Genomic DNA, 23,916 nt, shown 5'->3' on the forward strand with positions numbered 1-23,916 from the left:
TACCCACCGTCACACCTTCCCAAACGTCCTCGAAAAAAACTCCTTCACCTTTCCCATATGCGCCTGGACATCCGTTTCCAGATGTCTTGCTCCTGCTTGCCAGTCGTCGGTGGTGTAGCCCACCCGGCGGGAGAGGAAGATGAATTCGTCGGAATCGACTGGGGGGAGGACGCGGTCTTTGGCATTGCCACGGACCATGCGGAGCCCGTCGATCAACATCCGGATGAAGAAATAGGCTTTGCGGAGTGTCTCACCGTCTTGCCTGGTGACAATAGTACAATCGAGGAGGGCAGCCAGCGCCTGCATGGTATTTGGGGTGCGCAGGACAGGAAGCCGATGGCCGTGCATGATCTGAAGGTACTGGATCGCATATTCGATATCGACAATCCCGCCGGGGCTATGTTTTAGGTTGATCGTGTCTCGCTCCACGAGTTGCTTCAACTGTTGCCGGCGCAAGTCGAGGGCGACAGGAAGATCCCAAGGTTGACCATTGTAGACATAACTATCACGATGGGCCTCGACTCGCTTACCCAGAGCCGCATCGCCCGCCACATACCGCAATTTGATCAACGACTGGCGCTCGAACGGGGCGGCGAGGCCCTGACCACTGTAATAGCTGGTGATTTCATCAAAGGGATTCGTCAGTGAGCCCTTCCCGCCGTGGGGTCGGAGGCGTACGTCCAGATGAAAGATTCCCTCTTGCTTGGCCTCGATCCACTGTAAGAGTTCCGCGCCGAGTCGCTCAAAGTATTCGCTGTTCTCGATCGGTTGCTTGCCGCCGGTCCGGCCTGCGTCGCTATAGACGAACATCACCTCAATATCAGAGGCATAGCCCAGTTCCTTGCCACCGAATTTGCCAAGGCCAAGGACGGTAAAGGGACAGGGTTTTTTATTCGCCAAGCGAGGTGGGCCATACAGCTTGTTCAGTTTGGCTTGGCAGTCCTTCAAGCTTCGATCGACGATGACTTCAGCCAGTTGAGTCAGGGCGGCGGAGAAATCCGGCAAGGCAGTGTCCGGTTCGACGATATGTTTCATGTCGATGCGGAACAGCTCGCGATCCTTAAAGCTGTTCAGCGCCACCTTTCGGGCCTCGTCGGTTTTGGCCCGATTCACCAGGCGATCAAGTTCTTTGCGAAGCGTCGCTCGCGGCGTCATGAGGGGCGCATCCCGGTAGTCTTGCAGCAGCGGTAGGAGGTTGCTGTATTGGCGACGCAGAAAGTCTTCCCAGAGAAAATCACTGGCGCCGAGCAGACGGGCGAGCAGCGGAAAGGTCTTCTTATCGCTGAGAAAGGCCAAGGCTTCTTGCTGGACCTTGCCCTTTGCCTGTTGCACCGTCAGATCGAGGAACTGATCAAAGGCTTCCAAGGCCTTGGTCGGGTCGGGAGCCCAGGTGAGGGCATGGGTGAACTGCTTGATGAGGACGGCCGTCAGACGCAACTGTTCCTGATCGGTCGCATCGGTGAGCTTTTGGCCGTGGCGGTTGCGGACATAGAAGCGATCATGAATCTTCCCGTCCTCAACGTCGAACTGTGCTTTGGAGATATAGACATCACGCATCGCGAGGGCGTTGGCAAAGGCGTACAAAAAGGCCGGAGTATCGTCTGATCGGATGTCCATGACGGTGTCAGTGGGCGAGTGGCTGTTGTCGAACATGATCTGTACCGGATTGAGCAGACCGCTGAAGGACCCGCGTCGCCTACCGAGTTGTTCGACCAGACGCCGATTCACCGCAAACCGTGCCTCTTCGAATTGCCCTGTGTCGAGCAGGGTGATCACCGAATGGAGCGCGTCTGACAATTGCTCCTGTTGAGCCATGTCCAGCTCTGCGCCTGGTACCGGAAAGACGCGGAAGATATCCACGATTTTTTTTCTGTTCAGACCCGGGCTGCCCTTTGCGCGGACACGCGGTCCGTATCCTGTCCAACCGGCACGGGCGGACTGCGGGGCGGTCTTTTCGGAGAACGTATAGATGTGTCCTTCCTCAATGTTGAGGCCGAATGCCGAGAGCAGGCCGCAAATCGTGGCGAATTCGGAGAAGTGGTCGTAGGCCACGATCGTGATCTCAAACCGCTTGTCCGGCTGTTCGGCAAAGGCGACGTTGCAGGGATGTTCCGGCGTCAGTTGAGCGGTCAATCGGACATGCCGGGCAATCGTCGGAGGCTCGAACCGCCGGAAGTACTCCTGGTCCATGCGGGCGAAAAAATCTTGAAGGATATCGGATGGAATATCAGGGCAGAGCAGACGAACCGAGTTGAGAAGCGATGTGCGATCAGGAGAGCCGATCGGCATAGCTTTCAGTATACCCGAATGGTTTCATTGTGCGTAGAGGAACGGGTCAGTATAATGCCGCGCCATGAGTCGTTCCTCTGTACCGCCGCTATTCCCACGGGCTCAGTCCCCGGTTCAGAAACTTGCGTCTAAACCGGATCCCAGCCCCGTCTTGCTTGCTCCCAAGCGGAATGTCGAGGAAGTGCGGGCCATTTTGTCGGCCTATGGTCTACGTGATCTTGATCAGGCCGACCGCAACCTCGATGCGATGGCGGGTGACCCGATCCAGCGCCGGCGGCTGGCCGATATTCTCCCGATATTGATGGAATCCATTTCCCGGACGGCCGACCCCGATCAGGCGCTGAACCACTGGGAGCGCATGTTGGCGAACGTATCCCGCACTTCATTTCTCGACTATCTACGCAGTTGGCCCCGCATGCTCGATCTCCTCTGTGTGATCTTCGGCAGCAGCGACGCCTTGGCCTTTACGCTGATCCGAGACCCCACGTTGGTGTATTGGTTGGCTGAGGAGGAAGTCTTGTCACGACCTCCGACGCGAAAAGGGATGGAGGGCGCGCTTCGCGAGAGCATCGGGCACCTGACTTCCAAGGAACTGAAGTTGGACGCGCTGCGACGTTTGCGCCGACGGGAAATGTTGCGCATCGGCGTGCGGGATCTCCTTCGTCTCGCCACAGTACCGGAGACGACCGGCTCCTTGTCCGACTTGGCCTGCCTGCTCATTCATGCCGCCTATGAGATTGTCGATTCCGATCTCAAGCGGCAGTATGGCATTCCCATGCATCGAACCCGGCAGGGACGATGGGTCGAGACGAAGTTTGCCGTGATCGGAATGGGCAAGCTCGGGGGACACGAACTGAATTACAGTTCCGACGTCGATCTGATCTACCTCTATGAGTCGCATCATGGAGAAACCAGAGCGCCGAGAGGGGTGCGTGCCGCCATACCGGCCGGCGTCGGCATTTCCAACGAAGAATATTTTGAGATTCTTGCCCGCGAATTGACCAGGGTCTTGATCGAACCCACCAAAGAAGGCCACGTTTTTCGAGTCGATTTGAGATTACGGGCGGAGGGATCCGTCGGTCAATTGGCGCGCTCGCTGGAAGCGTATCGGAAGTATTATGCCGCACGTGGACAGGTTTGGGAACGATTGGCACTACTGAAGGCTTGGCCTGTGGCAGGTTCCTACGAAGTCGGACAGGTGTTTCTCAAGCTGGTCAAGCAGTTCGTGTTGGGAGAAAAGATGGATCGGGATCAGGCATCGGCGATCGTACAGGATGTTCGTGCGGTCAAGGATATGATTGACGCCAAAATGACGGACCGCGGCCATGCGCAACGCAATGTGAAGCTGGGGACCGGCGGAATCCGAGAGATCGAGTTTTTCGTACAGACCATTCAAATCTTGGTAGGGCGGAAGGTGCCGGCACTACTGGATCGGAGCACGCTCGGTTCGCTGAACCGGCTGGCTCAGAAGAAACTGCTTTCGATCGAAGACCGTGATGCCTTGACGGCCGCCTATCTGTTCCTACGCGATGTCGAACACAAGTTGCAGATGGTCCATGATCTACAAACCCACGCTCTGCCACACGACGGTGTTGAGCTTGAGAAATGTGCCGTGCGGATGGGATATATGGAGAAGGATCGTATAGAAGCCCGCAAGCGCTTCGCGGCAGACCATGCCAGACATACGAAGGCGGTGCATGATCAGTTTGTCTCGTTTTTCTGTCAGCCCGAGCGGTCTGCCCTCTCTTGAAAGCTGCCTTGAAACCAGCGAGTTAAGAACGGGAATTCCGCAACTGGGTGTAACAATGTACTCGGTAATCGTGAATTCGTAAGGTCTCTATCTTTCTGGATAGGAATGCTTCGTGTTAGGGAGCGAGTTTGAATCAACTATTCGGATTTTACGTCGACCCTCGTTGCGTACAAGGAGGTGCGCTGATGGTCTCGTTGAACAGGATTTGCGGATTCTTTCTCATGTTAGGGCTCGTCAGCGGCTGTGGGGGTGATCGCCTTGTCGGAGTAATACCGGTTCCAGCGTCATCGCCAACGGGAACGGTGAAGGGGCAAGTCGTGTCACTGGCGCACGGTTCGCCGGTAAGCGGAGCAACCGTGAAGACGAAAGTAGGGACAACCACAACCGCTGTCGATGGGAGATTTAGCGTACCGGCGCCTCCAGGAGATCGTACCATTGTTCACGTAGAAGCGAACGGATTCGCCGAGGCCTTTCCTGTGGCTCGCGTGATATCGAGACAAGCGACCAACCTCGGTGTGAAGCTTGTGCCGACCGGTGCGACGACAACGGTATCCGTGGCGGAGGGTGATACTGTCTCGGTGCCCCATTCACCGGCTCGCGTGACGATTCCCGCCAATGGTTTGGTGCCGAAAGCGGGAGGGACGCCGGCAGGGACAGTCCTGGCGGTCCGGTGGGATCAGTGGCCAGCAGCCCAGTGCGGTGCTGGCCGTCACATTCGCCTCGCTGCAAGAGCCCGCGTCCATACTCACGGTCCGGGGGATCTGCTCGGTATTCACCAGCACCTGCGTCAGCATCGGCTGGGCTTGCTGCTTGTCATTCGACTCATCGGTGACGTCGGCCGCGACAATAATCTGAGCGGTGGTATCCACGGCAGCCTGACAGTTGTACCCTTGGACGACACTCCCTTTGGCGTCCGACGCCGGCATGATCCGGCTCTCCGGATCGGTGAAGTTACGCTGGGTCTTCGGGTGCGGCCCTGAGCGGGGCAGCTGCAGTGGCCGATCTGTGGCCCTCGTGTCCTGCGCCTCCTGCTCCAGCACCGCCTTGGCGGCCCGAATCGTCTGGAGCCGCTGTTCACGCCGGGCGAGTTCGGCAGGCCGTTCATCGCCTCGCCGGTCCGGGCCATAGGTGGCATCATCCCGGGTACCGGCGGCCTCGGCCTGCTGGAGCAGCGTCTCAACCTCGGCTTGCACCCGGGCCTCCTCCGTGACCATGCGGCCGTAGCTCATCGCCTTGTGCTTCAAGGCATTCGCTTTGACCTTGGTGCCATCCAAGGCGATGTGGCCCAGCTTGACCAAGCCTGCCCGCGGGCAGAGCTTCAACACCTGGACGAACAAGTCGGCCAGCGCCGTCAGATGCTGTTTCCGAAAGTCGCTGAGCGTCCGGAAATCCGGCCGCTGGTTCGCCGCCAGCACCCGAAAGGCCACATCCTCCTCCAGTTCCCGCGCAATCTACCGCGACGCCGGAACTCCAACAGCGTAAGCATAGAGCAGCACCTTCACCAGCAACTGCGGATGATAGGGGGCCGTGCCGCGCGTCACCCCGCCATAACTCGCCAGGATGGGATCGCGGTTCAGGGCCTCCACCAGATCCGTCACGAAGTCCGCCAGGTGGTCCTCCGGCAACCAGTCGCGCGGCGACGGCGGCAACAGCCACAGGTCGTCGGGTTCGTAGGGGCGAAAGGTCCGAGTCGTCATCATGCAGCCGCCTCACTCCTCACTACGTAGATGCACGAATCCACGGCCGCACACAAGTGGGGGCCAATGTCGGACAGGCTTCTAGTGAGCGGGACGAAAGGTTATGCGCGGTGCAGATCGGTCTGCGATACAGTGTCCTGCGTACAGCAAAGCCGTTATGAAGGGGACGCCTCGTTGTTTCACCTGGGCCAGTCGATGCTAAAATCGTCGGTGGGTTATGCTGAGATCTCTGGTCTGAGTGTAGAGGATTGAAGATAGGAAGTGGTCGCGGTAAAGTGTCGTGTCAGTTGGTGCACATCAGTCTTACATTTCTTTTCATTCATATAAATGAGGAGGGTCGCGATGAGACGTGGAGGAGCAGTGTTAGCGGCAGTTGGTCTGTTGATCTTGGGTGCTGGTGTCAATGTTTGGGCCGCGGCAGATGACGGCAGTCAGGTAAAGATAATCAGTCCGGCAGAGGGGGCTGTCTTGAAGGGCGGTGATGTTGAAGTCAAGTATGAACTGACAAAGGGTAGCAAGGCGACGCATGTCCATTGTTTCGTGGACGGGGAATATCAGAAGGGATGGAAAGGGACGGTCACGGGAATGCCACCCGGAACCCGTGAGATTAAGCTCGTGGCGGCGGATAAGGATCACGAAACCTTAGCCGCTGAATCATCCGTTAAGGTGGAAGTACAGTAGAAAAACTGGGTTTTACTATCTCAAGTCAACTCAGCGGCGAGGCGCGAGACCTCGTGCCTCGCCGGTCATGCTGTGCAACGCTTGCGACTGCGGTATGTGTCTTCTGGAGTTGAACAGTCTATAGATCGGAATATCCCGTGGAAGTCTTTATCGCTGTGACCGCGAGGTCGTAATGAAGGCCGGTATGCCGCCCATCACCAAGGATCTCATCACTCAGCACAATCTGAAGGGCGATGAATACCAAAAAATCGTCGACATCTTGGGGCGTGAACCCAACCTGACGGAGCTCGGCATGTTCTCTGTGATGTGGTCCGAGCACTGCTCCTACAAGAGTTCGCGTGTGCACTTGAAGAAACTGCCGACGAGCGGGCCTCGTGTCGTGCAAGGGCCGGGCGAAAATGCGGGGGTAGTCGATATCGGCGACGGGCTGTGCGTGGTCTTCAAAATGGAGTCACACAACCATCCGTCGTTTATCGAGCCCTATCAGGGTGCTGCCACGGGGGTCGGTGGAATTTTGCGTGACATCTTTACCATGGGAGCGAGGCCGATCGCGCTGCTCGACTCGCTGCGATTTGGAGAATTGCACTCCCCCAAGAATCGCCATCTCATGAAAGGGGTCGTCTCCGGCATTGCTGGTTACGGCAACTGTATGGGAGTCCCGACCGTGGGAGGTGAGATCGTCTTCAATGACATTTATGCCCTCAATCCGTTGGTCAATGTGTTTTGTCTCGGTCTTGCCCATCAGGACAAGATATTTCGTGGCACGGCTGCCGGCGTCGGGAATCCCGTGATCTATTTCGGCTCAAAGACGGGGCGCGATGGTATTCATGGGGCGACGATGGCGTCCGATTCGTTCGACGATCAATCGGAGCAGAAGCGGCCAACTGTCCAAGTTGGTGATCCCTTTGCGGAAAAATTGCTGCTGGAAGCCTGTCTTGAACTGATGGAACGCGATCTACTCGTCGGGATTCAAGACATGGGCGCTGCAGGGCTGACGAGTTCCTCCTGCGAAATGGCTTCCCGCGCCGGCAACGGGATCGAGTTGGACCTCACAGTGGTGCCACGGCGCGAGTCCGGTATGACGCCCTACGAGGTCATGCTATCCGAATCTCAAGAGCGTATGTTGATGGTGGCAAAATCCGGCAAGGAAGGCGAATGCATCGAGATTTGTCGGAAGTGGGATCTGGACGTCGCGGTGGTCGGGAAAGTGACGGCCGACGGTATCTTGCGTGTCCTGGATCAGGGAAAGATTGTCGCAGAGATTCCGGCGAAGGCATTGGCTGACGACGGGCCTCGATATGAACGGCCCTACCAGCCGCCAGCCTATCAAGATATGCTGACGAATCTGAACTATGATGCCATCCCAGATGTGAAGGATGCGAATGGAGCATTGCTGGCCTTGTTAGAGGCGCCGACGATCGCCAGCAAGCGGTGGGTGTACGAGCAGTACGATCATATGGTGCGGACGAACACCACGGTACGACCAGGGTCTGATGCGGCGGTGGTGCGCATCAAGGGGACGAAGAAGGCTGTGGCGATGACGGTCGATTGCAACAGTCGCTATTGCCTGTTGAATCCCTATGAAGGAGCTCGGCTGGCCGTGGTCGAGGCGGCGCGAAATCTCGTCTGTTCCGGTGCTGTGCCGATCGGTCTGACGGATTGTCTCAATTTCGGCAACCCGGAGCGGCCCGATATCATGTGGCAGTTCGTCATGGCGATCGAAGGGATGAAAGATGCCTGCGAGCATTTCCAAATCCCCATCGTGAGCGGAAATGTCAGCTTTTACAACGAAACCAATGGACTCTCCATTTACCCGACCCCCATGCTGGGCATGGTCGGGCTGATCGATGACGCTGAGCGGTCGATGACCCAGTGGTTCAAGCAGGAAGGCGACGATATTATTCTGTTGGGTTCCTCTCGCGAGGATTTGGGTGGATCGGAGTATCTCAAGGTCGTTCATGCTCGCGAACAGGGATCGCCGCCTTATTTGAATCTGAATACGGAAAAGGCCCTCCATGATTGTGTGCTATCACTGATTCGTGATGAGCTGCTGCAGTCCGCGCACGATTGCTCGGAAGGTGGTGTCGCCGTTGCATTGGCGGAGAGCTGTATCTCGGGACCGGAACGGCCCCTGGGTGCTGTGGTAAGATTGACTAGAGGCCGGCTTCGAAAAGACGCCGTTCTTTTCGGCGAAAGTCAGTCGAGAGTGGTGGTATCTGCAAAGCCTGCCCATCGTCAGTCCATTCTCGATCATGCGAGGCGTTTTGGCGTCCCGATTGAAATAATGGGGACCGTCACCGGTGGACGGCTGATCGTGGATGTGGGAAATGAGGGATCGATGGAACGTATGATCGCTCAATCGGTGGCGATACTGCACGACCGATGGGGTCTTTCTTTGGAGCGAGTGCTGAATCAAGTCTAGTTTTGCGGACTGCCAAGTATCATGAATAAAGAACTGCCGATCGTCTCGCCCGATAAATTTCACGACGAATGTGCCGTCTTCGGCGTCTACGGCCACGAAGAAGCCGCTAATCTGACGTACCTTGGACTGTACGCGCTGCAGCACCGCGGGCAAGAGGCGTCCGGGATTGTGGCAGGAGATGGCGATCAAGTCTTCATGCAGAAAGGCATGGGCTTGGTCGCCGACATTTTTCACAAATCGGTGCTGGAGAAACTGCCCGGCCATATGGCCATCGGTCACAATCGTTACTCCACGACAGGTGGCCACGATTTGAAGAATGTTCAGCCGTTGACCGTGAATTTCGCGCTCGGGAATTTGGCCTTGGCTCACAACGGCAATCTCATCAATGCTCAGATGCTCCGACACGAACTTGAAGCCTACGGGGCGATCTTCCAGTCCACCTCTGACAGCGAGGTCATTATCCACCTCATCGCGCACTCGCGAGCAAACTCCTTTCTCGCACGGGTCATCGATGCTTTGAGTCAGGTGCGAGGCGCATTCTCGGTTGTGTTGATGACTGACAACGGTCTTATCGCCGCTCGTGATCCCTACGGCCTCAGGCCTCTGTGTATCGGGCGCCTACGAAGCAGCTGGATTGTGGCGTCCGAGACCTGTGCATTTGACTTGCTCGATGCCGAGTACGTTCGAGAGGTGGAGCCGGGCGAGCTGATCGTCATCAGCGATCAAGGGCTCGACAGCCACTATCCGTTTCCGAAGAAGGATCCGGCCATGTGTGTGTTCGAGTATGTCTATTTTGCCAGGCCTGACAGTCGAATCTTTGGGGCAAACGCTGTCTATGCTACGCGCAAGGGGCTGGGGAGGCAGTTGGCTCAGGAGTCGTGGGTACCGGCAGATGTCGTGATTCCCGTTCCTGACTCCGGTGTGCCGGCCGCGCTTGGCTATTCCGAAGGGGCGGGAATCCGGTTTGAAACGGGGTTGATCCGCAACCACTATGTTGGGCGGACCTTCATTGAGCCGGAACAATCGATTCGCCACTTTGGTGTCAAGGTGAAGCTGAATGCAGTGCCCGAATTGTTGGATGGGAAACGGGTGGTCGTCGTCGACGATTCGTTGGTTCGTGGCACGACGAGCCGCAAGATCGTCAAGATGATCCGAAAGGCAGGGGCGAAAGAAGTCCACATGCGGATCAGCTCACCGCCGATCATCTCGCCCTGTTTTTACGGAATCGACACACCGACGAAAAAAGAGCTTATCGCCTCCGATCACTCAACGGAAGAAATCCGCAAGTACATCACCGCCGACAGTTTGGCGTATCTCAGCCTTGACGGCATGTTGAAATCCGCTCCAGGAACGCCCGGTCAATACTGTACGGCCTGTTTTACCGAGCGTTATCCCATCCCATTTACCCGCGCGGAAGAGCTTCAGCTAGGCTTGTTCGAATCAGCGCACTGAGTGATTTCTGTGCGGAAGGCATGACGCCTCCAGAAAAAGACGACAAGAAAGCGCTGCAGCCACGAGGTAGGCATCGAGTGCCGGTCGACTATCCCGCTTTCTTCTCGGGAGATGAAGGATCAGGCGATGGAACGGTGACCAATCTCACGATTGCCGGATGTGAAATCCGGAGTCATGCCCAGTTCCCTATCGGAGCAGGTCTGAGTCTCCGTGTGCAAGCTCCGGAGGCTCGTCCTCCGATTATCATCGACCTCGCTATCGTCCGTTGGAAGAATGGTGATCGATTTGGGCTCGAGTTCGTTCGATTTGGAGGCAGAACCAAGGAACAACTCGAGGATATGTTGAACCAGCGTGAAGGCCCCGCCGAAGATTAGTTTTCCCCCTGCCCGCAGTTGCTGCTCCAAAAATTGCCATGGTAGGATGCTACATCCAATAGCTGATTGTATGAGCGACGGGAACGGTTCTACTATGACGACGAGGATCATGGTCGAGCGTGGGCGAGATCAGGGGTGTTCGTTGAAAGGGAGGTCGTGATGAGACAACATATACTGGCGTTCGGCCTGTTGGTCATCCCAGTACTGTGCACGCCACCGGTTTCCGCGGCGGGATTATTCCAAGTGGGAGAGAATGCCCCATCCTTCGCCCTTACTGCTATCACCGGTGAAACCGTATCGCTCCAGTCCTATAAAGGTAAAGTTGTGGTGCTGGGACTCTTTCACATCTGTGAGCCTTGCATGATACAGGGAACCGCCTTGCAGAAGGTCCATGAGTCTACGCAAGGCAGGAACGTGGCGGTGTTGGGTGTCAATTCATCGGGCAATGCGAAACGGGAGGTAGGAGAATTCTTATCCGGCTTCCCGGTCAAGATCACGTATCCCTACCTTTTAGATCCAGCGAAGGTGACGGATAAACTGTACGGTGGGGGAAAGTTTATCCCAAATGTGTATGTGATCGACCAGAAGGGAGTCATCCGCTGGCAACGAGTCGGCAATATGGACTTGGCGGGAGCCGACGTGATTGTTGCAGAGGTTGAGAAGTTGTTGGCGGGCGAAAATAAGATGTAGGGGGCAGGGTCGGCTGTTTCTCTGTGCTCGCTGACCGTCCGGCGAAACACCATCGAATTTAGAAAGTAGGCGGTGGTCGATCAATGCGTGCAATGAGAGAAACAGCCGACCCTGCCCACGCATAAGAAAGAGTGTAAAGAAAGAGGAAATGATGGATGAGATGGAGGAGGGGAAACAAAAGTTTCTCGAAGTGGTACAGGGAATCGACGGGTCTGTCCAAGTCGTGATTCCTGTCACTCCCTCCAACAGTATGTTCTTGATCTCGCTGACGAAAGGGCCGAATCGTAAATTTATCACTGTGCCAGAAGACGACATAATCGACTTGCCTCACGAAGCGAGCATCCGGACGAAAGTCACCAAAACGATCAAGGACGCCATCGCAGCTCTGTGATTTCGATGTCATGAATTCCCAATAACAAGCCGTCGTTTCTTGCCATGAAACAAATCTTGCCCGATATCTGGCAATGGTCGTGGTTTTCCGACGAGAAGCAGCTCGATTTCAACGGGTTACTTCTCGTGATCGGGGAACATAAAATCCTGGTAGACCCACCCCCTATGACGGCCGAGGCGAGAGCGGTCGTCCGCCGACATGAACCGATGGACTACATCATCATCACGAACCGAGATCACATCCGAGAGGCTGCGGCCTATCAGGCAGAGCTCAAGTGTCAGCTGCGAGTGCCGGAAGCCGATGCCGCCCAGATGGATGTAAAACCGACGAAGACTTACAAAGATGGTGAGCTATTACCCGGTGGGATTTGGGCTATTCATCTAAGGGGGCAGAAGTCTCCGGGAGAATCGGCATTGTTCATTGAACGGGGGCAAGGTGTGCTGATCCTAGGGGATGCGTTGATCGGCAAACCGCCTGGGGCCGTGCGCATGCTCCCTGGTGAAAAGTATGCAGACCTCGCGAAAGCCAAGGAGGGACTTCGCCGTCTTCTGAAATACAACTTCGATAGTCTTCTTGTCGGAGACGGCAGCTCCATCCTTGTCGGTGGGAAACAGCAGGTGGAACAGCTCTTGTCAGTGACGTCATGATATTGCGTAACAGCCTATCCGAAGAATTGAATCGACAAGGCAACGAGCATTTCTCGCGAGGGTTCTACACGGAAGCCTATACCTGTTACGCCAAGGCGTTAGAATATGATCGGCTCACCGGTGATCAACGTGCCCTGGTCTCCACACTTGGTAACCTGGGTAACATTTGCGCTGTCAGCGGACGGCGGAATTCTGCCCAGGCGCATTATCAGGAGGTGTTGGAACTGCAAAAGCTTCTTGGTGATGAAAAGGGAATTGGAACGACGCTGGCAAATTTGGGAAATCTTAGGGCTGATGCTGGCGAATGGGATCGGGCACAGGCATATTATCTCGAGGCTCTCGACCTTATGACCAAGACGCATGATGAGCCGGCCCAGGCCGTCCTGTTCTCGGACCTTGGTCTGGTAGCTCGTGAAACTGGTGACTTTGAGGAGGCGATTCAGTTTTACGAACGGTCGTTGGAGTTGATGCGTCGGTTGGGCAATCTGGGCGGGGTTGCGGACGCCTGGCGCATGATAGGCCGCACGTTCTTGATACAAAAGCGCTATGATGAAGCTATTGCCTGTTGTCAAACCAGCCAATCGGTCGCCGAGCGATTACGAGATGAGCTTCGTGCCGGTGGAGCCCGATACGTGCTGGCTCACTGTTATGAGGAAATGGGGCGTTTGCAGGAGGCAGCAGATCTGCTTGAGCAGGTGGTGCACATGGATCGCAAGTATCGCCTGCCGAAACTGGAAGAAAACACGCAGCGCCTAAAAACGCTTCGCGCCCGCCTCGCCGATCCGTATCAGTCGAAGGCCAGACGAGGGATGCAAGCATGATGGAACCGGCCTTTTCAGGTTGGACACAACTTCGCGCTGACCTGGTGCGATCATTCCCACAATTCTATGAGTTGGAGGCTGATGGACCGCTCGTCATGGATCTTGGGGAAGATGGTTGGCTCTTGGAGGTCAAACCGGAGGGCAAGGTCCTGTGCCAGTACGGAGTCGCAATGGAAGATGTCATGGCGCTCATGTCGGAGGGGACGCCGGAGGATTTAGGAACCGATGAAGTAGCCAAGCAGGCCAAGTATTTCCTTCAGCCCGCTGTCGCCAAATATCGGGCGCTTCTCCTTCAATCCGGGTTTGTTGAAGACACCGAGATGACCGATGAGTTCGTGGCGGTCACGTTTGCACGGCCTGTCGATCTGCAGAATCGCGCTAAGGTGGAAGACCTCCTACGGTGGTGCTGCCGCCAAATCGGAAACGCATCGTGACTCAACGAATCACGACATTCGACGAATTTCGGGACGCTGTCTCAGCCTATCAATTGCCACGAGTGTTGTTGGCCGCGCTGGAGCTGGATCTTTTTACGACTGTCGGTGACCGATCGTGGACGATGCCGGATCTCGCCAAGGACCTCAAGGTCAGCGAAAGGGGTTTGAGCATCCTTTGTCGTAATCTCGCGGCCGTCGGTGTATTGCGGAAAAAAGGAGCTAGCTATCGGAATAGCCGACTGGGAGCCACAGCGCTGAATGCCGACCATCGCGCATATCGCGGCGGTTATTTGAATTTAATCGAACGCCATTGGGAGGACTGGGTACGATTGTTGGAATCTGTGCGGAGTGGCTTGCCGATAGATCATGATACTCCAGACAGTCCGGACTACCGTCGACAATTCACGTGGGCCATGCACCACAGGACCTTGGAGATTGCCCCGGCGATTGCCGCCCAGGTTCCTTTAGCACGCTCTAAAACACTGCTGGATCTCGGTGGAGGGCCAGGCACCTACGCGATGGCGTTTCTCGCCAGGAACCCAACGCTTCACGCCACTGTCTGTGATCGAGCGGCCGCGCTTGAGGTCGCCAAAGAAATTGCCGGCACTCACAAAGCGAGGCGGCGACTCTCTTATCTTCCGCTCGATTTCTCCAAAGAACCTATTCCTGGTACGTACGATGTGATCTGGTATTCGAATGTACTGCATATTTATTCGCCCGAAGAGAACCAGGCCATCTTTCGTCGGGCCTTGGTCTCATTAACGCCCGGTGGTCGATTTATCATCCAAGACGCATTTCTCCACGATCGCGAAGGTTTGTATCCAGTAGAAGCAAGTTTATTTGCTGTGTCGATGTTATTGTTTACGGAAGGCGGAAATACCTATTCAGCCTCGGAGACAGCCACGTGGTTGAAAGATGCTGGATTCGTTGCGGTCAAATCGCTTCCCATCAAGAAGGGGACGGAGGATTGGGAGGACGGGATTCTAGAGGCGTCGGCCCCGGGCCCATGCCCAAAAACGACCGTCCGCCGAATACAATCAAGAAGAAGTTGAAGAGCCCACTGATTATGTTAGGTATAAAGGAAACTCCCACCTCTGAATCTTTTGTCAGTACTTGAATGATTGTTGCTACGTCCAGTGCCAATCCGACCGTGGCATAGATCACACAAACCATAGCAGCCCATCGGAGCTGAAGCCAAATCAATACCGCGAGTGCCAGAGGCATGAGGATGAAAAAGCCGATTCTCCAAGCCATGCCTGGTTTTGTGGATGTGCCATTGTCCACTAGGAAAAATCCTGTCTCGACGACAAGGGTGCCTATCAGCAGATTCAGCAAGGCCGTTTGTTTCATCTAAAGACTATAGACCGTAGAGGAAAACGTCGGCAATGGTTGTCTTGTTGCGTTCGGTTTGAAAGTGCTAACCTGCTGCACCATGGAGATCAAGGAACAGATTACAGGCCAGTCATCCACGCAAGTCTGTCTACTGGTCTATGATGCAGAATGCCGATTGTGCGTGTCCACAAAACAGAAACTCGAAGCGCTAGGAGTTGTGCAAGCAGGATCGGACGTTCGATTCCTTGCGTATCAGAGCGAAGAGGCAAAGAAGATGTTGGGGCCGAACTATCGTTCTGGTCGTCCGGATGTGGCTTTTCTGATTCAACCCTCAGGAGAAGTGTTCCAGGGGCTCGACGCGTTTCTCCCGCTCGTCCCCAACCTCCCAGGTGGGAAGCTTCTGCTGTGGTGCTTACGGTTCCCTCCTGCTAAGCGGCTGGCCGAATGGGGTTATCGCATGGCTGCACGTCATCGGTATCGATGGTTTGGTGAAGCCGAGCCCCTCAGCCGACAAGACTGAGGTAAGCGGTTCCTTTCTTCTCCGAGATCCCCCTCCTCCGAGGGGATTCTTCCTACAGCGAGGAATTTACGACCGACCGACCCTCTTTCAGAATGCGTTCAACTTTTGAGGAGGGTATATGTTGCGCAGATGGGACCTGTTTCCTAGTTTTTCCGGTCCAGTCCATGTGACTGATCAACTGCGAGGCCATGCTTACCATAACTCTTCGAAGATTCTTAGCTGGTTAGTCGCACTCGTCTTGTGTCTCTCATTCTCTATCGGCCAGGCCTGGGGCGAGATCGGCACAGAAGAAAAAAGGGCGATTGTGGCTGCAGGGTTCGGGTACCAAATCGGCACCGTCTCAACGATTGCGGTAAAGGTGTATGACGCTGAATCGGGCGACATCTTGTCCGATGAAATCTATGAACTAGCTGTCAAAGAAAGCGACGGCGTGAGATCGAACCGCGGGCCTCGAATTTTTGCCGGTGGAGTCGGCCTTGGCGCTACCGATCTCTCCAATTTCGTGTTGCGGGTATACGATGCAAATACTGGAGTGTTCCAATGGGAAGGCCGCCTCAATCTTGTGCAATCCGACTGGAAGGCAGGGGGAACGGTCGTATCGACCGCACTGCCGCGGCAAGCAACCGTTACGTGGGTACACTTTGTTGAAGCGACTACGGAACAGCCGGTGTTTTTACTGCGCGCAATGGACGCGGCGACCGGCGTGCTTGTGTGGGAGGATGAGTTTACGACCGTCCGTACACGAATTCCGCGAGCCCAGCCGATTGCAAGTCGATCGATCCAGCTGGACAGCATTCCACCCGCGAGTCCCCACACCTTTAACTTCAGAATTCGCATGTATGATCCCAGCGGAAAGAAGGTTCTCTGGGAGGATCAGCTGTCTCAGCTGGGGACCGATGAAGGGGCTGAGCAGTCGCATAGCGATCAGGCCTATATACTTCCCGCCTGGCCTGATCTACCGCAAGAAGAGTCCGCAGCGGGATCGATCTAAGCAGAAAACAGTTACGACCGGCTTCGGTCGAAGCTCTCGAGCCACTGTTGGTGGAACTGTTCGTAGGAGACAAACAGCTTGTTTTGAAGTGCAGCAGCCATGGTCGACTTGGCTTGTAACGCCTTCAGCAACTCATCGACGGCGGCCATCCCCCATCGCTCAATCAAGTAGCGTGTTGCCGAGTTAGCCTCTAAGTAGGCCACTGTCGACGTACCAGCCGGCAGTGCGCCCCACGAGCCTTCCAGATAGGTCAAAGGAATGACTTTCATGTCTCCCTGCATGACCTGATCAAGCTCGGGCCATGCATCTCCGGCCAATTGCATAGCAAGGCCTTCGTTCAACCAGGTCGGCATCGCCCCGCTGCTTGCTCCTAAGCGATCGTGGAGGAGGGCGTGAACATACTCGTGACGGAGCACGCTCGCCAACGCCTTCCGATCCGTGGTCGCCCCCTGAATGGGAATCTGGATGCGCCCAAGAGAAGGGTCATAGAGGCCATCGGCCCAAGCCGGGCTTCCGGTCGCCCCTTGAAACGAATCCTTGGCATGGAGGACGACCATGATTGGTTTCGAGGGGAAATGACCGAACTTCTGTCCAATCTCTCGGTAGGCCTCTTCGAGAATCTCAAGAGCTGAGATCCAGGTGCTCTGGTCTTCCTCACCATCGAACTTCACAACAAAGTGAGTACTGCTTCTTGCAGTCATGCGGGATTCAACCGACTGAGTGCGACGAACCTTCGTCGTGACGGCGGCGAGATAGGACTGTAATGCCGGGTCCTGCCTTGCTCGGTCGGCTGCTTGGGCCAAGTGTTTCGCCGCTTCCTCCAGTTTGTCCTGTTCTTGCAACAAGTCGGCCGTGGCTAAGTGAGGAAAGGGGTCCTCTGGAGCCACCTTCATCAATTTCATCAGGAATTCCGCATTCAGTGCGGGGTCTCGTTGTTCCCAATAGGCATGGGCAAGATTCATGAGGATCACGGGATTCGAGTCGTCAAGATCCGCAGCTCGTTTGAACGCTTTGACTGAAAGCTGAGTGCCATTGAGTCGTTCCTGCTGCAATCCGAGATTGCTCCACAGGATTGCGACAAAGGGCTTGGTGTTTGCGTCCGACAGGACAGCCGAAGGGAGCTCTTTCAGTTTCGTTTCGGCGAGCGACAAGTTGTGTTTTTCGATCTCATCGCGAATGGCTTCCAGCAGGCCCTCATGAGGGCTAGGCGGCACCACGCTTTGATCGAGTACGCGAACAGATTTCGCCTCACTTTCGGACGACCTGGGTTGCGGCGGAGCGGGGGGAGGAGCTATCGGCTCGATGGTTTCTGTGAGTTGCACCGGCTGTGGCGGAAGGACAGGCTTCAAGAATAGGTTGTATCCGATCACCGAAGCTAGACCGACTGCAAGCGGTATCAGAATATGTCTGATGTTGCGACGATACATGTGTGCTTGAGGCCGAGTGTAGCACCCTAGGAAAAGGTGACCAAGCAATCCAGTAAAACTGGCTGTGCGCTCGGATACGAGGTTTGCTGGTGCGTTGAGCGATGAAAAACGCTGTGCTACGATCCTTCCATATGCAGCCTCCCACTGAATTGACTCTGCCCACGCCCCTTCAGGAGTGGTTGGACCGCATCGCACGACCTATTGAATTTGCGAGCCGAGATAATTGTGCCCACCTAAAGGCCATCACAAATCTGAGTTCATTTGTTTCATCACAAGTCTTGTCTGCCCTTCGCCAAAACGTTTACCCCAAGGCCATTGAAGCCCGCTTGATTTCATTGCGCGACCTCTTCATCGATTTTCAGCCGGCGCTCCCCTTCGATGAGCAACGTCGACGATTACAAGCGGCTGCGCTGCTCATTAAGGCGCTTCGAGCGGTTGATCAACCGAAGCCTATTCGGATGAAAGCCTCGCCGACGCAATCTTCCAGTCACTCCGAAGTGACGGGTGTCGGCAGATCCGATCTCTGGAATCTTCCGGTCAGGTTCGTCAAAGGTGTCGGGCCAAAGCGCACGGATGTCTTGCAACGATTCCACATCGGGACGGTGGAGGATGCGCTCTGGACCATCCCGTGGCGTTACGAGGACCGATCGGTCATGACACCGATCGGAAATCTTGTCCCGGGAATGATGGCCTCGATTTGTGGGGCGATCGGGACATGCGAGGCGAAACGGACAAGAAGTCGGCGGTTGAGTGTAGTGGAAGTCGGCGTCGAAGATCGGTCCGGGCGAATGCAGGTGGTCTTCTTCAATCAACCGTATTTGGAGGAAATTCTTACAGTCGGGACTCGCGTGATGATGAGCGGGCGGGTGCTCTCAGGTCGACAGGGATGGATGGTTCCACGAATGGATGTGGCGCAGTATGAAATCATCGGGGAAGATACCGAATCGACGCTGCATGTCGGTCGAATCGTTCCGATCTATCACGAGACCAAAGGATGGACCTCTCGCCAGATGCGAGTGTTGGTGAAGACTCTGTTGACGGACCATGGAATTCAGATTGTTGACCATTTGCCTGTGCCTCTTCGGACGCGGCAGCGGCTGATCCCGATCCATGAAGCGCTGCACGATGCTCATTTCCCCAAGACCGGCGCCGATCCCCAACTCCTGGAGCGAGGGAAGACCGCGGCGCATAGGCGCTTGGCGTTCGAGGAGCTCCTGCTGCTCCAATTGGCCTTAGCGACTAGGCATCGATCGGTGCATGAAGAGCCGAAGGAGCTGCGGTTCAATCCACGGACAGTTCTCTTGCAACAGCTCGGTCGTCTCTTGCCGTTTCACCTCACGACTGCACAGGATCAGGTCATTCGCGAAATATTCCGAGACATGATTTCGCCGCGTCCCATGAATCGCCTGGTGCAAGGCGATGTGGGGTCTGGGAAAACGGCGGTCGCCTTGCATGCGCTGGTGATGGCCTGTGGTTCAGGCTACCAGGCCGCGCTGATGGCGCCGACCGAGATTCTAGCGGAACAGCACTATCGAAACCTTTCCGGAACGTTGGGGGACCTGGGACTTCACACGATGCTCGTGCGTGGAGGAGAGAAGTCCTCGGTGAAAAAGACCCAGGTTGAGCGGCTGGCATCGGGCGACATTCAGGTGGCAATCGGCACTCATGCCCTCACTCAACAGGGGGTGAGGTTCAAGAACTTGGGATTGGCGGTGGTCGATGAGCAGCACAAGTTCGGCGTCCTGCAGCGAAAGACCCTGATCGACAAGGGCTACAAGCCGGACGTGCTTGTCATGACGGCCACGCCCATTCCCCGGACATTGGCGATGACGGTGTATGGTGACCTTGATGTCTCGGTGATTGATGTACTGCCGCCGGGACGAAAGCCGGTCCGGACATTTCTTTTTCATGACGCGCAGCGACGGCGAGCCTATCAAATTGTGCGCGATGAATTGCGTGCCGAAAGACAAGCGTATGTGGTCTACCCGCTGGTGGAGGAATCGGAAAAGACCGACCTCCAGGCAGCGATTCAGGAAGCCGAACAGTTGCAGAACGGGGAATTGTCAGAATTCCGTGTCGGACTGTTGCATGGGCGCATGAGAGCTACCGAAAAAGAAACGGTGATGGCCGACTTTAAAGCTGGAACGATCCAGGTGTTGGTGGCAACAACGGTGATCGAAGTCGGAGTCGATGTGCCGAATGCGACGATCATCATGATCGAACATGCCGAGCGGTTTGGCCTCGCACAACTGCACCAATTGCGCGGACGAGTGGGGCGGAGTAACCACCAATCCTATTGCCTCCTGATGGCACAGAATCCGCGACAAGGAAGGACCCAGTTGGGAAGACGTGCGATGGGAAGTGAGGAGTCCGTGTCTACGGCAAGGGAACGGCTGGAGGCGCTTGTCCGGTCAAACGACGGATTTGTGATTGCCGAGGAGGATTTGCGGATCAGAGGCCCTGGAGAGTTTTTTGGGTTGCGCCAATGGGGGATACCGGAGTTTCGCGTGGCGAATTTGGTGCGAGACGGTGACCTGTTGCAGCAGGCCAGGCAGGAGGCCTTTTCGCTGCTGAATTCGGACCCAGGATTGAAGGACCCGGCCCATCAAGGGTTGCGTGACGCGATGTTGAGGAAATGGGAGAAGAAGCTCGAACTTGGATCGATAAGCTAGGACATCGATGGGATTTCTCCAGCGACTGAAAGATGACTTACGAGCCGGGGTCGCCACCCTGCGCCTGGGGACGGTCCATGCTGCAGGCCGCGCATTGGAGGAAACGGAATTGCTCCGCATGAGGCTGGAGATCCGCAAGCTCAATCAGCAACTCTCCGATCTGTACAAAGACATCGGCGAACGGGCTATCGACATGAAGGAGCGAGGCGAAACGTCGGAGCGCGTGGTGTACGATGCCGAGATCGTGCGTCTCGTCAAGGAGGTTGAGGTGCTCAAGGAGTCGCGGAGGAAACTGGAAGCCGACATGGAAGAGATTCGGAACGAGTAATGACCGGGGCGCGTCAGCATGTGCAACGACTCGCCGGTATTGATATCGGCACCCTCACCTGTCGTTTGTTAATTGCGGATCTAGCGCTTGGACAACCTCTCCAAGAAATCCGCTCTGACCGGCGCATTCTCCGCCTCGGCGAAGGAGTCGATCGGACCGAGCGGCTTAGTTCCGACGCAATGGATCGGGTCATCCAATGTCTACAAGAATGGCGCAAAGTCATCAACGGGTACCAGGTCGAGGGAACCTCGGTCGTGGCAACGAGCGCCGTCCGCGATGCGACAAATCGAGATGAATTTCTTGAGCGAGTCAAACGAGAAGCTGGGTTTGATGTTGAAGTGATTTCGGGTGAGGAAGAAGCGAGGCGGACGTTGCTTGGCATTCGCTCCGGCTTGCCAGCCGGGGTCACGGACATCCTCGCATTGGATATTGGTGGCGGGAGTACCGAGTTCATCTTCGATCGCTCGGGACAGAAGCCAACTATCCACTCGATCGATATTGGAGTTGTCCGTCTCTGCGAACGGCTTTTGCGTCATGATCCTCCGACTGATAATGAAGTGAGACAGGCACGTGAATGGGTGACCAGAGAGACGAAAGCGGCAGTTGTCGACATGAGTAACTCTCATCAGGCGACATTCGTCGGTACTGCCGGTACGATTACCTCCCTCGCCGCCATGGCTCAGAAACTTCCAGCCTATGAGCCGGCACGCATCCATAACTATCGGTTGAAGCTCGAAACGATTCATGAATTGGAACAGACACTGCTCAACAGAACGAAAGCCGAACGGATCGGTTTGCCGGGGTTGGAAAAGAACCGCGAAGAAGTCATCGCCGCCGGAGCGATCATCATCAGGACTGTGATGGAGGTGTTGGGACTTATGGATTGTTTAGTTAGCGACTGGGGGCTTAGAGAGGGGGTTGTGATAGATTTATCTCGTAAATAACGTAGGAGATTGCCTCTTGTCTGACGAAGCCGTCATTATTTTTTCGATAGTAGGAGCAGCTGCCTGCTACCAAGCCTTCGTCAGTTTCTTGGTGGTTAAGTGTCGATTCATCGAACCGAGGGCACGGAGGATCCAATTACTATTGATCTGGATTGTGCCATTGCTTGGGGCTTTAATTTGCCATGCCGTTGTTCGATCGCATGGACCTTCATCCCCGACTAACGACTCCATGGTTAGGCACTACGAAGAAGTAGATGAGTATGGTTGGCCGAAAAGCGCAAGACGGTACAACAATCAGAGGATTGATAATCCTGTCGAGGGAGAAGGAGACGAATAGTCGAAGGTGTAAAGGACTCCATTTCTATAGGTATCACCGATAGCCTTCGTTCCCGGTGAATTGCGCTCTCGGCGCGCCGCCGGGTTCGTCGGCAAGAGAACGGTGCCGAAATTGCCCCGGAGTGAGGAGTCTTGTACACTTCAAACAACGCTTCGAGTCGGAAACGCGGACTATGCAAAGGTATTCCAGTCAACCAGATGATGAGCGGATTGCCGCCAATTTTCGCCAGGCCATCGAGTTGACCGAACTCGGATTAGCTCTGCGTCGATCCGTGCTGCAACAAGATGAACCGCAGGACGATGACATGGTAAAAGTCATGCGTGAGATTCGACGCGCAAAAGAACGAGCATGGCAGAAGAACCACTCTTAGCCCAGGCCCTCTCCACCATCATTAGTGAATTCAATCGCTGCGGTATTCAGTATGCGCTGGCTGGAGGCTGGGCATACAGTGCGTTGGTCGAGCCACGCGCAACGACCGATATCGATGTCCGCTCTCGTTTCCACTAAATCCGCATTTTCGTTTCATTGAGGGGCACATGTGTGGCAACATGTATTCCGAAACTTGAAGAGGCATGACAGGTCACTCGGGACGACAGTATGTCTCTCAACATCAAGTCGGCAGTGAAAGCCGTGCTTCGATCCTGGACGAGCTATGCCTACAATCATTATGCTGACATTAGAGACGCCACGAAGATACTGAAGAGCATTGAGAGCTATCGAGGCAAAACGAGGAGTCGTGATAAGAAGTTATGCGATGACTATGCAACGGAGGTCCTCGGACATCGACACTTCGCTCCCTGGCTGTATGTTTATACGGCTGTTTCAGGCGGGTTCAAAGAAGGCTGGATGCCGGAAAACTACTATGGCTCGGTCGTGGTTCCCAAGCTTCAGGGGCGGTATGGAAGGGTTGCGGATCTCAGAGGCCTTAATACGGTCATGCTTCAGAGCGATGCCTTTCCGGACCTGCTCGCCTACGCGAACGGGATCTTTTTTGATACGGCCTACAGATTTGTCTCGCCGGACGCAGTTCAAGATAAGCTGTTCAAGAATCACGAGCGAGTCGTGTTCAAGCTCGATAACTCGCTCCAAGGGAAAGGGATACACTTTTTCACTCGCGAATCATTCAGCGTCGAAAAGATACACCGGCTTGGGAACGGTCTGTTTCAACACGTCATCCAACCGCATAGGCTGTTTGCAACGTTCGTAAAACATTCCGTAGCGACCCTACGAATCACCACTGTGTACAAGGATGATGGGAAGGTTTCCGTTCGAGCGTGTCACTTGAGAATGGGGAGTGGCGAGGAAACCCATGTACAAGTAAGGAGTCAGATCAGAGTACCGATTCACATCGAGAGTGGGGCGTTTCATGACGTAGGGTACACAGCGGAATGGCTTGAGACCAGGGTTCATCCGACGAGTCATGAGACGTTTGCCGGGAACGTGATTCCTGCTTTCAAGGCATGTGTTCGCACCGTGACCGAGCTGCATCAGAAAGCTCCGTACACCCGTTGCATAGGTTGGGATGTGACGGTCGATGAAGAGGAGAACGTCCGACTTCTGGAATGGAATGCGGAGCATAACGGCATTAAGTTCAGCGAAGCCACCCAAGGGCCTTGCTTTGCCGATTTAGGCTGGGAACGACTAAGAAAAGAGCGCTTCTAAGCTGAGCACTATGACGTATCGCCTAGATCGAGCCGAGGCCGATTGAGAACGGTTG

The 23,916-nt window shown here is 55.4% G+C and carries 23 protein-coding genes; 19 read left to right on the top strand and 4 right to left on the bottom strand.

What is annotated here, in order from left to right; all coding sequences use genetic code 11:
• Positions 1 to 9: 9 nt before the first annotated feature.
• Complete coding sequence (locus tag P0120_18225) at positions 10 to 2,289, bottom strand: hypothetical protein (protein MDF0676251.1); 2,280 nt, start codon at positions 2,287 to 2,289, stop codon at positions 10 to 12.
• A gap of 64 nt (positions 2,290 to 2,353) precedes the next feature.
• On the opposite strand from P0120_18225, the gene P0120_18230 reads away from it, so the two are divergent.
• Complete coding sequence (locus tag P0120_18230) at positions 2,354 to 4,039, top strand: hypothetical protein (protein ID MDF0676252.1); 1,686 nt, start codon at positions 2,354 to 2,356, stop codon at positions 4,037 to 4,039.
• 587 nt (positions 4,040 to 4,626) lie between these two features.
• On the opposite strand, the gene P0120_18235 is transcribed toward P0120_18230, so the two are convergent.
• Together P0120_18235 and P0120_18240 are read right to left on the bottom strand one after the other, a co-directional pair.
• Complete coding sequence (locus tag P0120_18235; GenBank protein MDF0676253.1) at positions 4,627 to 5,466, bottom strand: transposase; 840 nt, start codon at positions 5,464 to 5,466, stop codon at positions 4,627 to 4,629.
• Between the two features lie 24 nt (positions 5,467 to 5,490).
• On the bottom strand, positions 5,491 to 5,739 hold the full coding sequence (locus P0120_18240) for a hypothetical protein (protein ID MDF0676254.1): 249 nt from the start codon (positions 5,737 to 5,739) through the stop codon (positions 5,491 to 5,493).
• Positions 5,740 to 6,078: 339 nt separating this feature from the next.
• Here P0120_18240 and P0120_18245 point away from each other — a divergent pair, with 339 nt between their 5' ends.
• The 12 genes from P0120_18245 (at position 6,079) to P0120_18300 (ending at position 16,491) form a co-directional block, all read left to right on the top strand.
• The gene (locus tag P0120_18245; GenBank protein ID MDF0676255.1) at positions 6,079 to 6,417 is read left to right on the top strand and encodes a hypothetical protein; all 339 of its coding nucleotides are present in this window, start codon (positions 6,079 to 6,081) and stop codon (positions 6,415 to 6,417) included.
• 172 nt (positions 6,418 to 6,589) lie between these two features.
• On the top strand, positions 6,590 to 8,839 hold the full coding sequence (gene purL / locus P0120_18250; protein MDF0676256.1) for a phosphoribosylformylglycinamidine synthase subunit PurL: 2,250 nt from the start codon (positions 6,590 to 6,592) through the stop codon (positions 8,837 to 8,839).
• A gap of 21 nt (positions 8,840 to 8,860) precedes the next feature.
• Positions 8,861 to 10,291 (top strand): amidophosphoribosyltransferase, encoded by a 1,431-nt coding sequence (gene purF / locus P0120_18255; protein MDF0676257.1) that lies wholly within the window; start codon positions 8,861 to 8,863, stop codon positions 10,289 to 10,291.
• Between the two features lie 20 nt (positions 10,292 to 10,311).
• Entirely contained in the window at positions 10,312 to 10,665 is a 354-nt protein-coding gene (locus P0120_18260) for a PilZ domain-containing protein (protein ID MDF0676258.1), read from the top strand.
• 159 nt (positions 10,666 to 10,824) lie between these two features.
• On the top strand, positions 10,825 to 11,355 hold the full coding sequence (locus tag P0120_18265) for a TlpA disulfide reductase family protein (GenBank protein MDF0676259.1): 531 nt from the start codon (positions 10,825 to 10,827) through the stop codon (positions 11,353 to 11,355).
• Positions 11,356 to 11,503: 148 nt separating this feature from the next.
• Entirely contained in the window at positions 11,504 to 11,746 is a 243-nt protein-coding gene (locus P0120_18270; protein MDF0676260.1) for a hypothetical protein, read from the top strand.
• Positions 11,747 to 11,790: 44 nt separating this feature from the next.
• Positions 11,791 to 12,393, top strand: a complete 603-nt coding sequence (locus P0120_18275; protein MDF0676261.1) for a hypothetical protein — start codon at positions 11,791 to 11,793, stop codon at positions 12,391 to 12,393.
• Positions 12,390 to 13,214 (top strand): tetratricopeptide repeat protein, encoded by an 825-nt coding sequence (locus P0120_18280; GenBank protein ID MDF0676262.1) that lies wholly within the window; start codon positions 12,390 to 12,392, stop codon positions 13,212 to 13,214. The genes P0120_18275 and P0120_18280 overlap by 4 nt, the downstream gene beginning before the upstream one ends.
• Positions 13,211 to 13,648 (top strand): hypothetical protein, encoded by a 438-nt coding sequence (locus P0120_18285; protein ID MDF0676263.1) that lies wholly within the window; start codon positions 13,211 to 13,213, stop codon positions 13,646 to 13,648. The genes P0120_18280 and P0120_18285 overlap by 4 nt, the downstream gene beginning before the upstream one ends.
• Complete coding sequence (locus P0120_18290; GenBank protein ID MDF0676264.1) at positions 13,645 to 14,700, top strand: methyltransferase; 1,056 nt, start codon at positions 13,645 to 13,647, stop codon at positions 14,698 to 14,700. Before P0120_18285 ends, P0120_18290 begins: the two co-directional genes overlap by 4 nt.
• Before the next feature lie 380 nt (positions 14,701 to 15,080).
• Positions 15,081 to 15,500, top strand: coding sequence for a DUF393 domain-containing protein (locus P0120_18295; GenBank protein MDF0676265.1), 420 nt, complete (start codon positions 15,081 to 15,083; stop codon positions 15,498 to 15,500).
• A gap of 118 nt (positions 15,501 to 15,618) precedes the next feature.
• Positions 15,619 to 16,491, top strand: a complete 873-nt coding sequence (locus P0120_18300) for a hypothetical protein (GenBank protein MDF0676266.1) — start codon at positions 15,619 to 15,621, stop codon at positions 16,489 to 16,491.
• A gap of 11 nt (positions 16,492 to 16,502) precedes the next feature.
• On the opposite strand, the gene P0120_18305 is transcribed toward P0120_18300, so the two are convergent.
• Positions 16,503 to 17,840 (bottom strand): hypothetical protein, encoded by a 1,338-nt coding sequence (locus P0120_18305; protein ID MDF0676267.1) that lies wholly within the window; start codon positions 17,838 to 17,840, stop codon positions 16,503 to 16,505.
• A 209-nt stretch (positions 17,841 to 18,049) separates the two neighbouring features.
• On the opposite strand from P0120_18305, the gene recG reads away from it, so the two are divergent.
• From recG to P0120_18335, 6 genes are all read left to right on the top strand, one after another.
• Positions 18,050 to 20,590 (top strand): ATP-dependent DNA helicase RecG, encoded by a 2,541-nt coding sequence (gene recG, locus P0120_18310; protein ID MDF0676268.1) that lies wholly within the window; start codon positions 18,050 to 18,052, stop codon positions 20,588 to 20,590.
• 7 nt (positions 20,591 to 20,597) lie between these two features.
• Entirely contained in the window at positions 20,598 to 20,918 is a 321-nt protein-coding gene (locus tag P0120_18315) for a hypothetical protein (GenBank protein MDF0676269.1), read from the top strand.
• Positions 20,918 to 21,862 (top strand): Ppx/GppA phosphatase family protein, encoded by a 945-nt coding sequence (locus tag P0120_18320; GenBank protein ID MDF0676270.1) that lies wholly within the window; start codon positions 20,918 to 20,920, stop codon positions 21,860 to 21,862. The genes P0120_18315 and P0120_18320 overlap by 1 nt, the downstream gene beginning before the upstream one ends.
• A 509-nt stretch (positions 21,863 to 22,371) precedes the next feature.
• Positions 22,372 to 22,569 (top strand): hypothetical protein, encoded by a 198-nt coding sequence (locus P0120_18325; GenBank protein ID MDF0676271.1) that lies wholly within the window; start codon positions 22,372 to 22,374, stop codon positions 22,567 to 22,569.
• Positions 22,548 to 22,706 (top strand): hypothetical protein, encoded by a 159-nt coding sequence (locus P0120_18330; GenBank protein MDF0676272.1) that lies wholly within the window; start codon positions 22,548 to 22,550, stop codon positions 22,704 to 22,706. The genes P0120_18325 and P0120_18330 overlap by 22 nt, the downstream gene beginning before the upstream one ends.
• A 90-nt stretch (positions 22,707 to 22,796) precedes the next feature.
• Positions 22,797 to 23,861, top strand: coding sequence for a sugar-transfer associated ATP-grasp domain-containing protein (locus tag P0120_18335; GenBank protein MDF0676273.1), 1,065 nt, complete (start codon positions 22,797 to 22,799; stop codon positions 23,859 to 23,861).
• Positions 23,862 to 23,916 lie beyond the last annotated feature (55 nt).

It is taken from the genome of Nitrospira sp., assembly GCA_029194675.1.
Classification (GTDB): domain Bacteria; phylum Nitrospirota; class Nitrospiria; order Nitrospirales; family Nitrospiraceae; genus Nitrospira_D.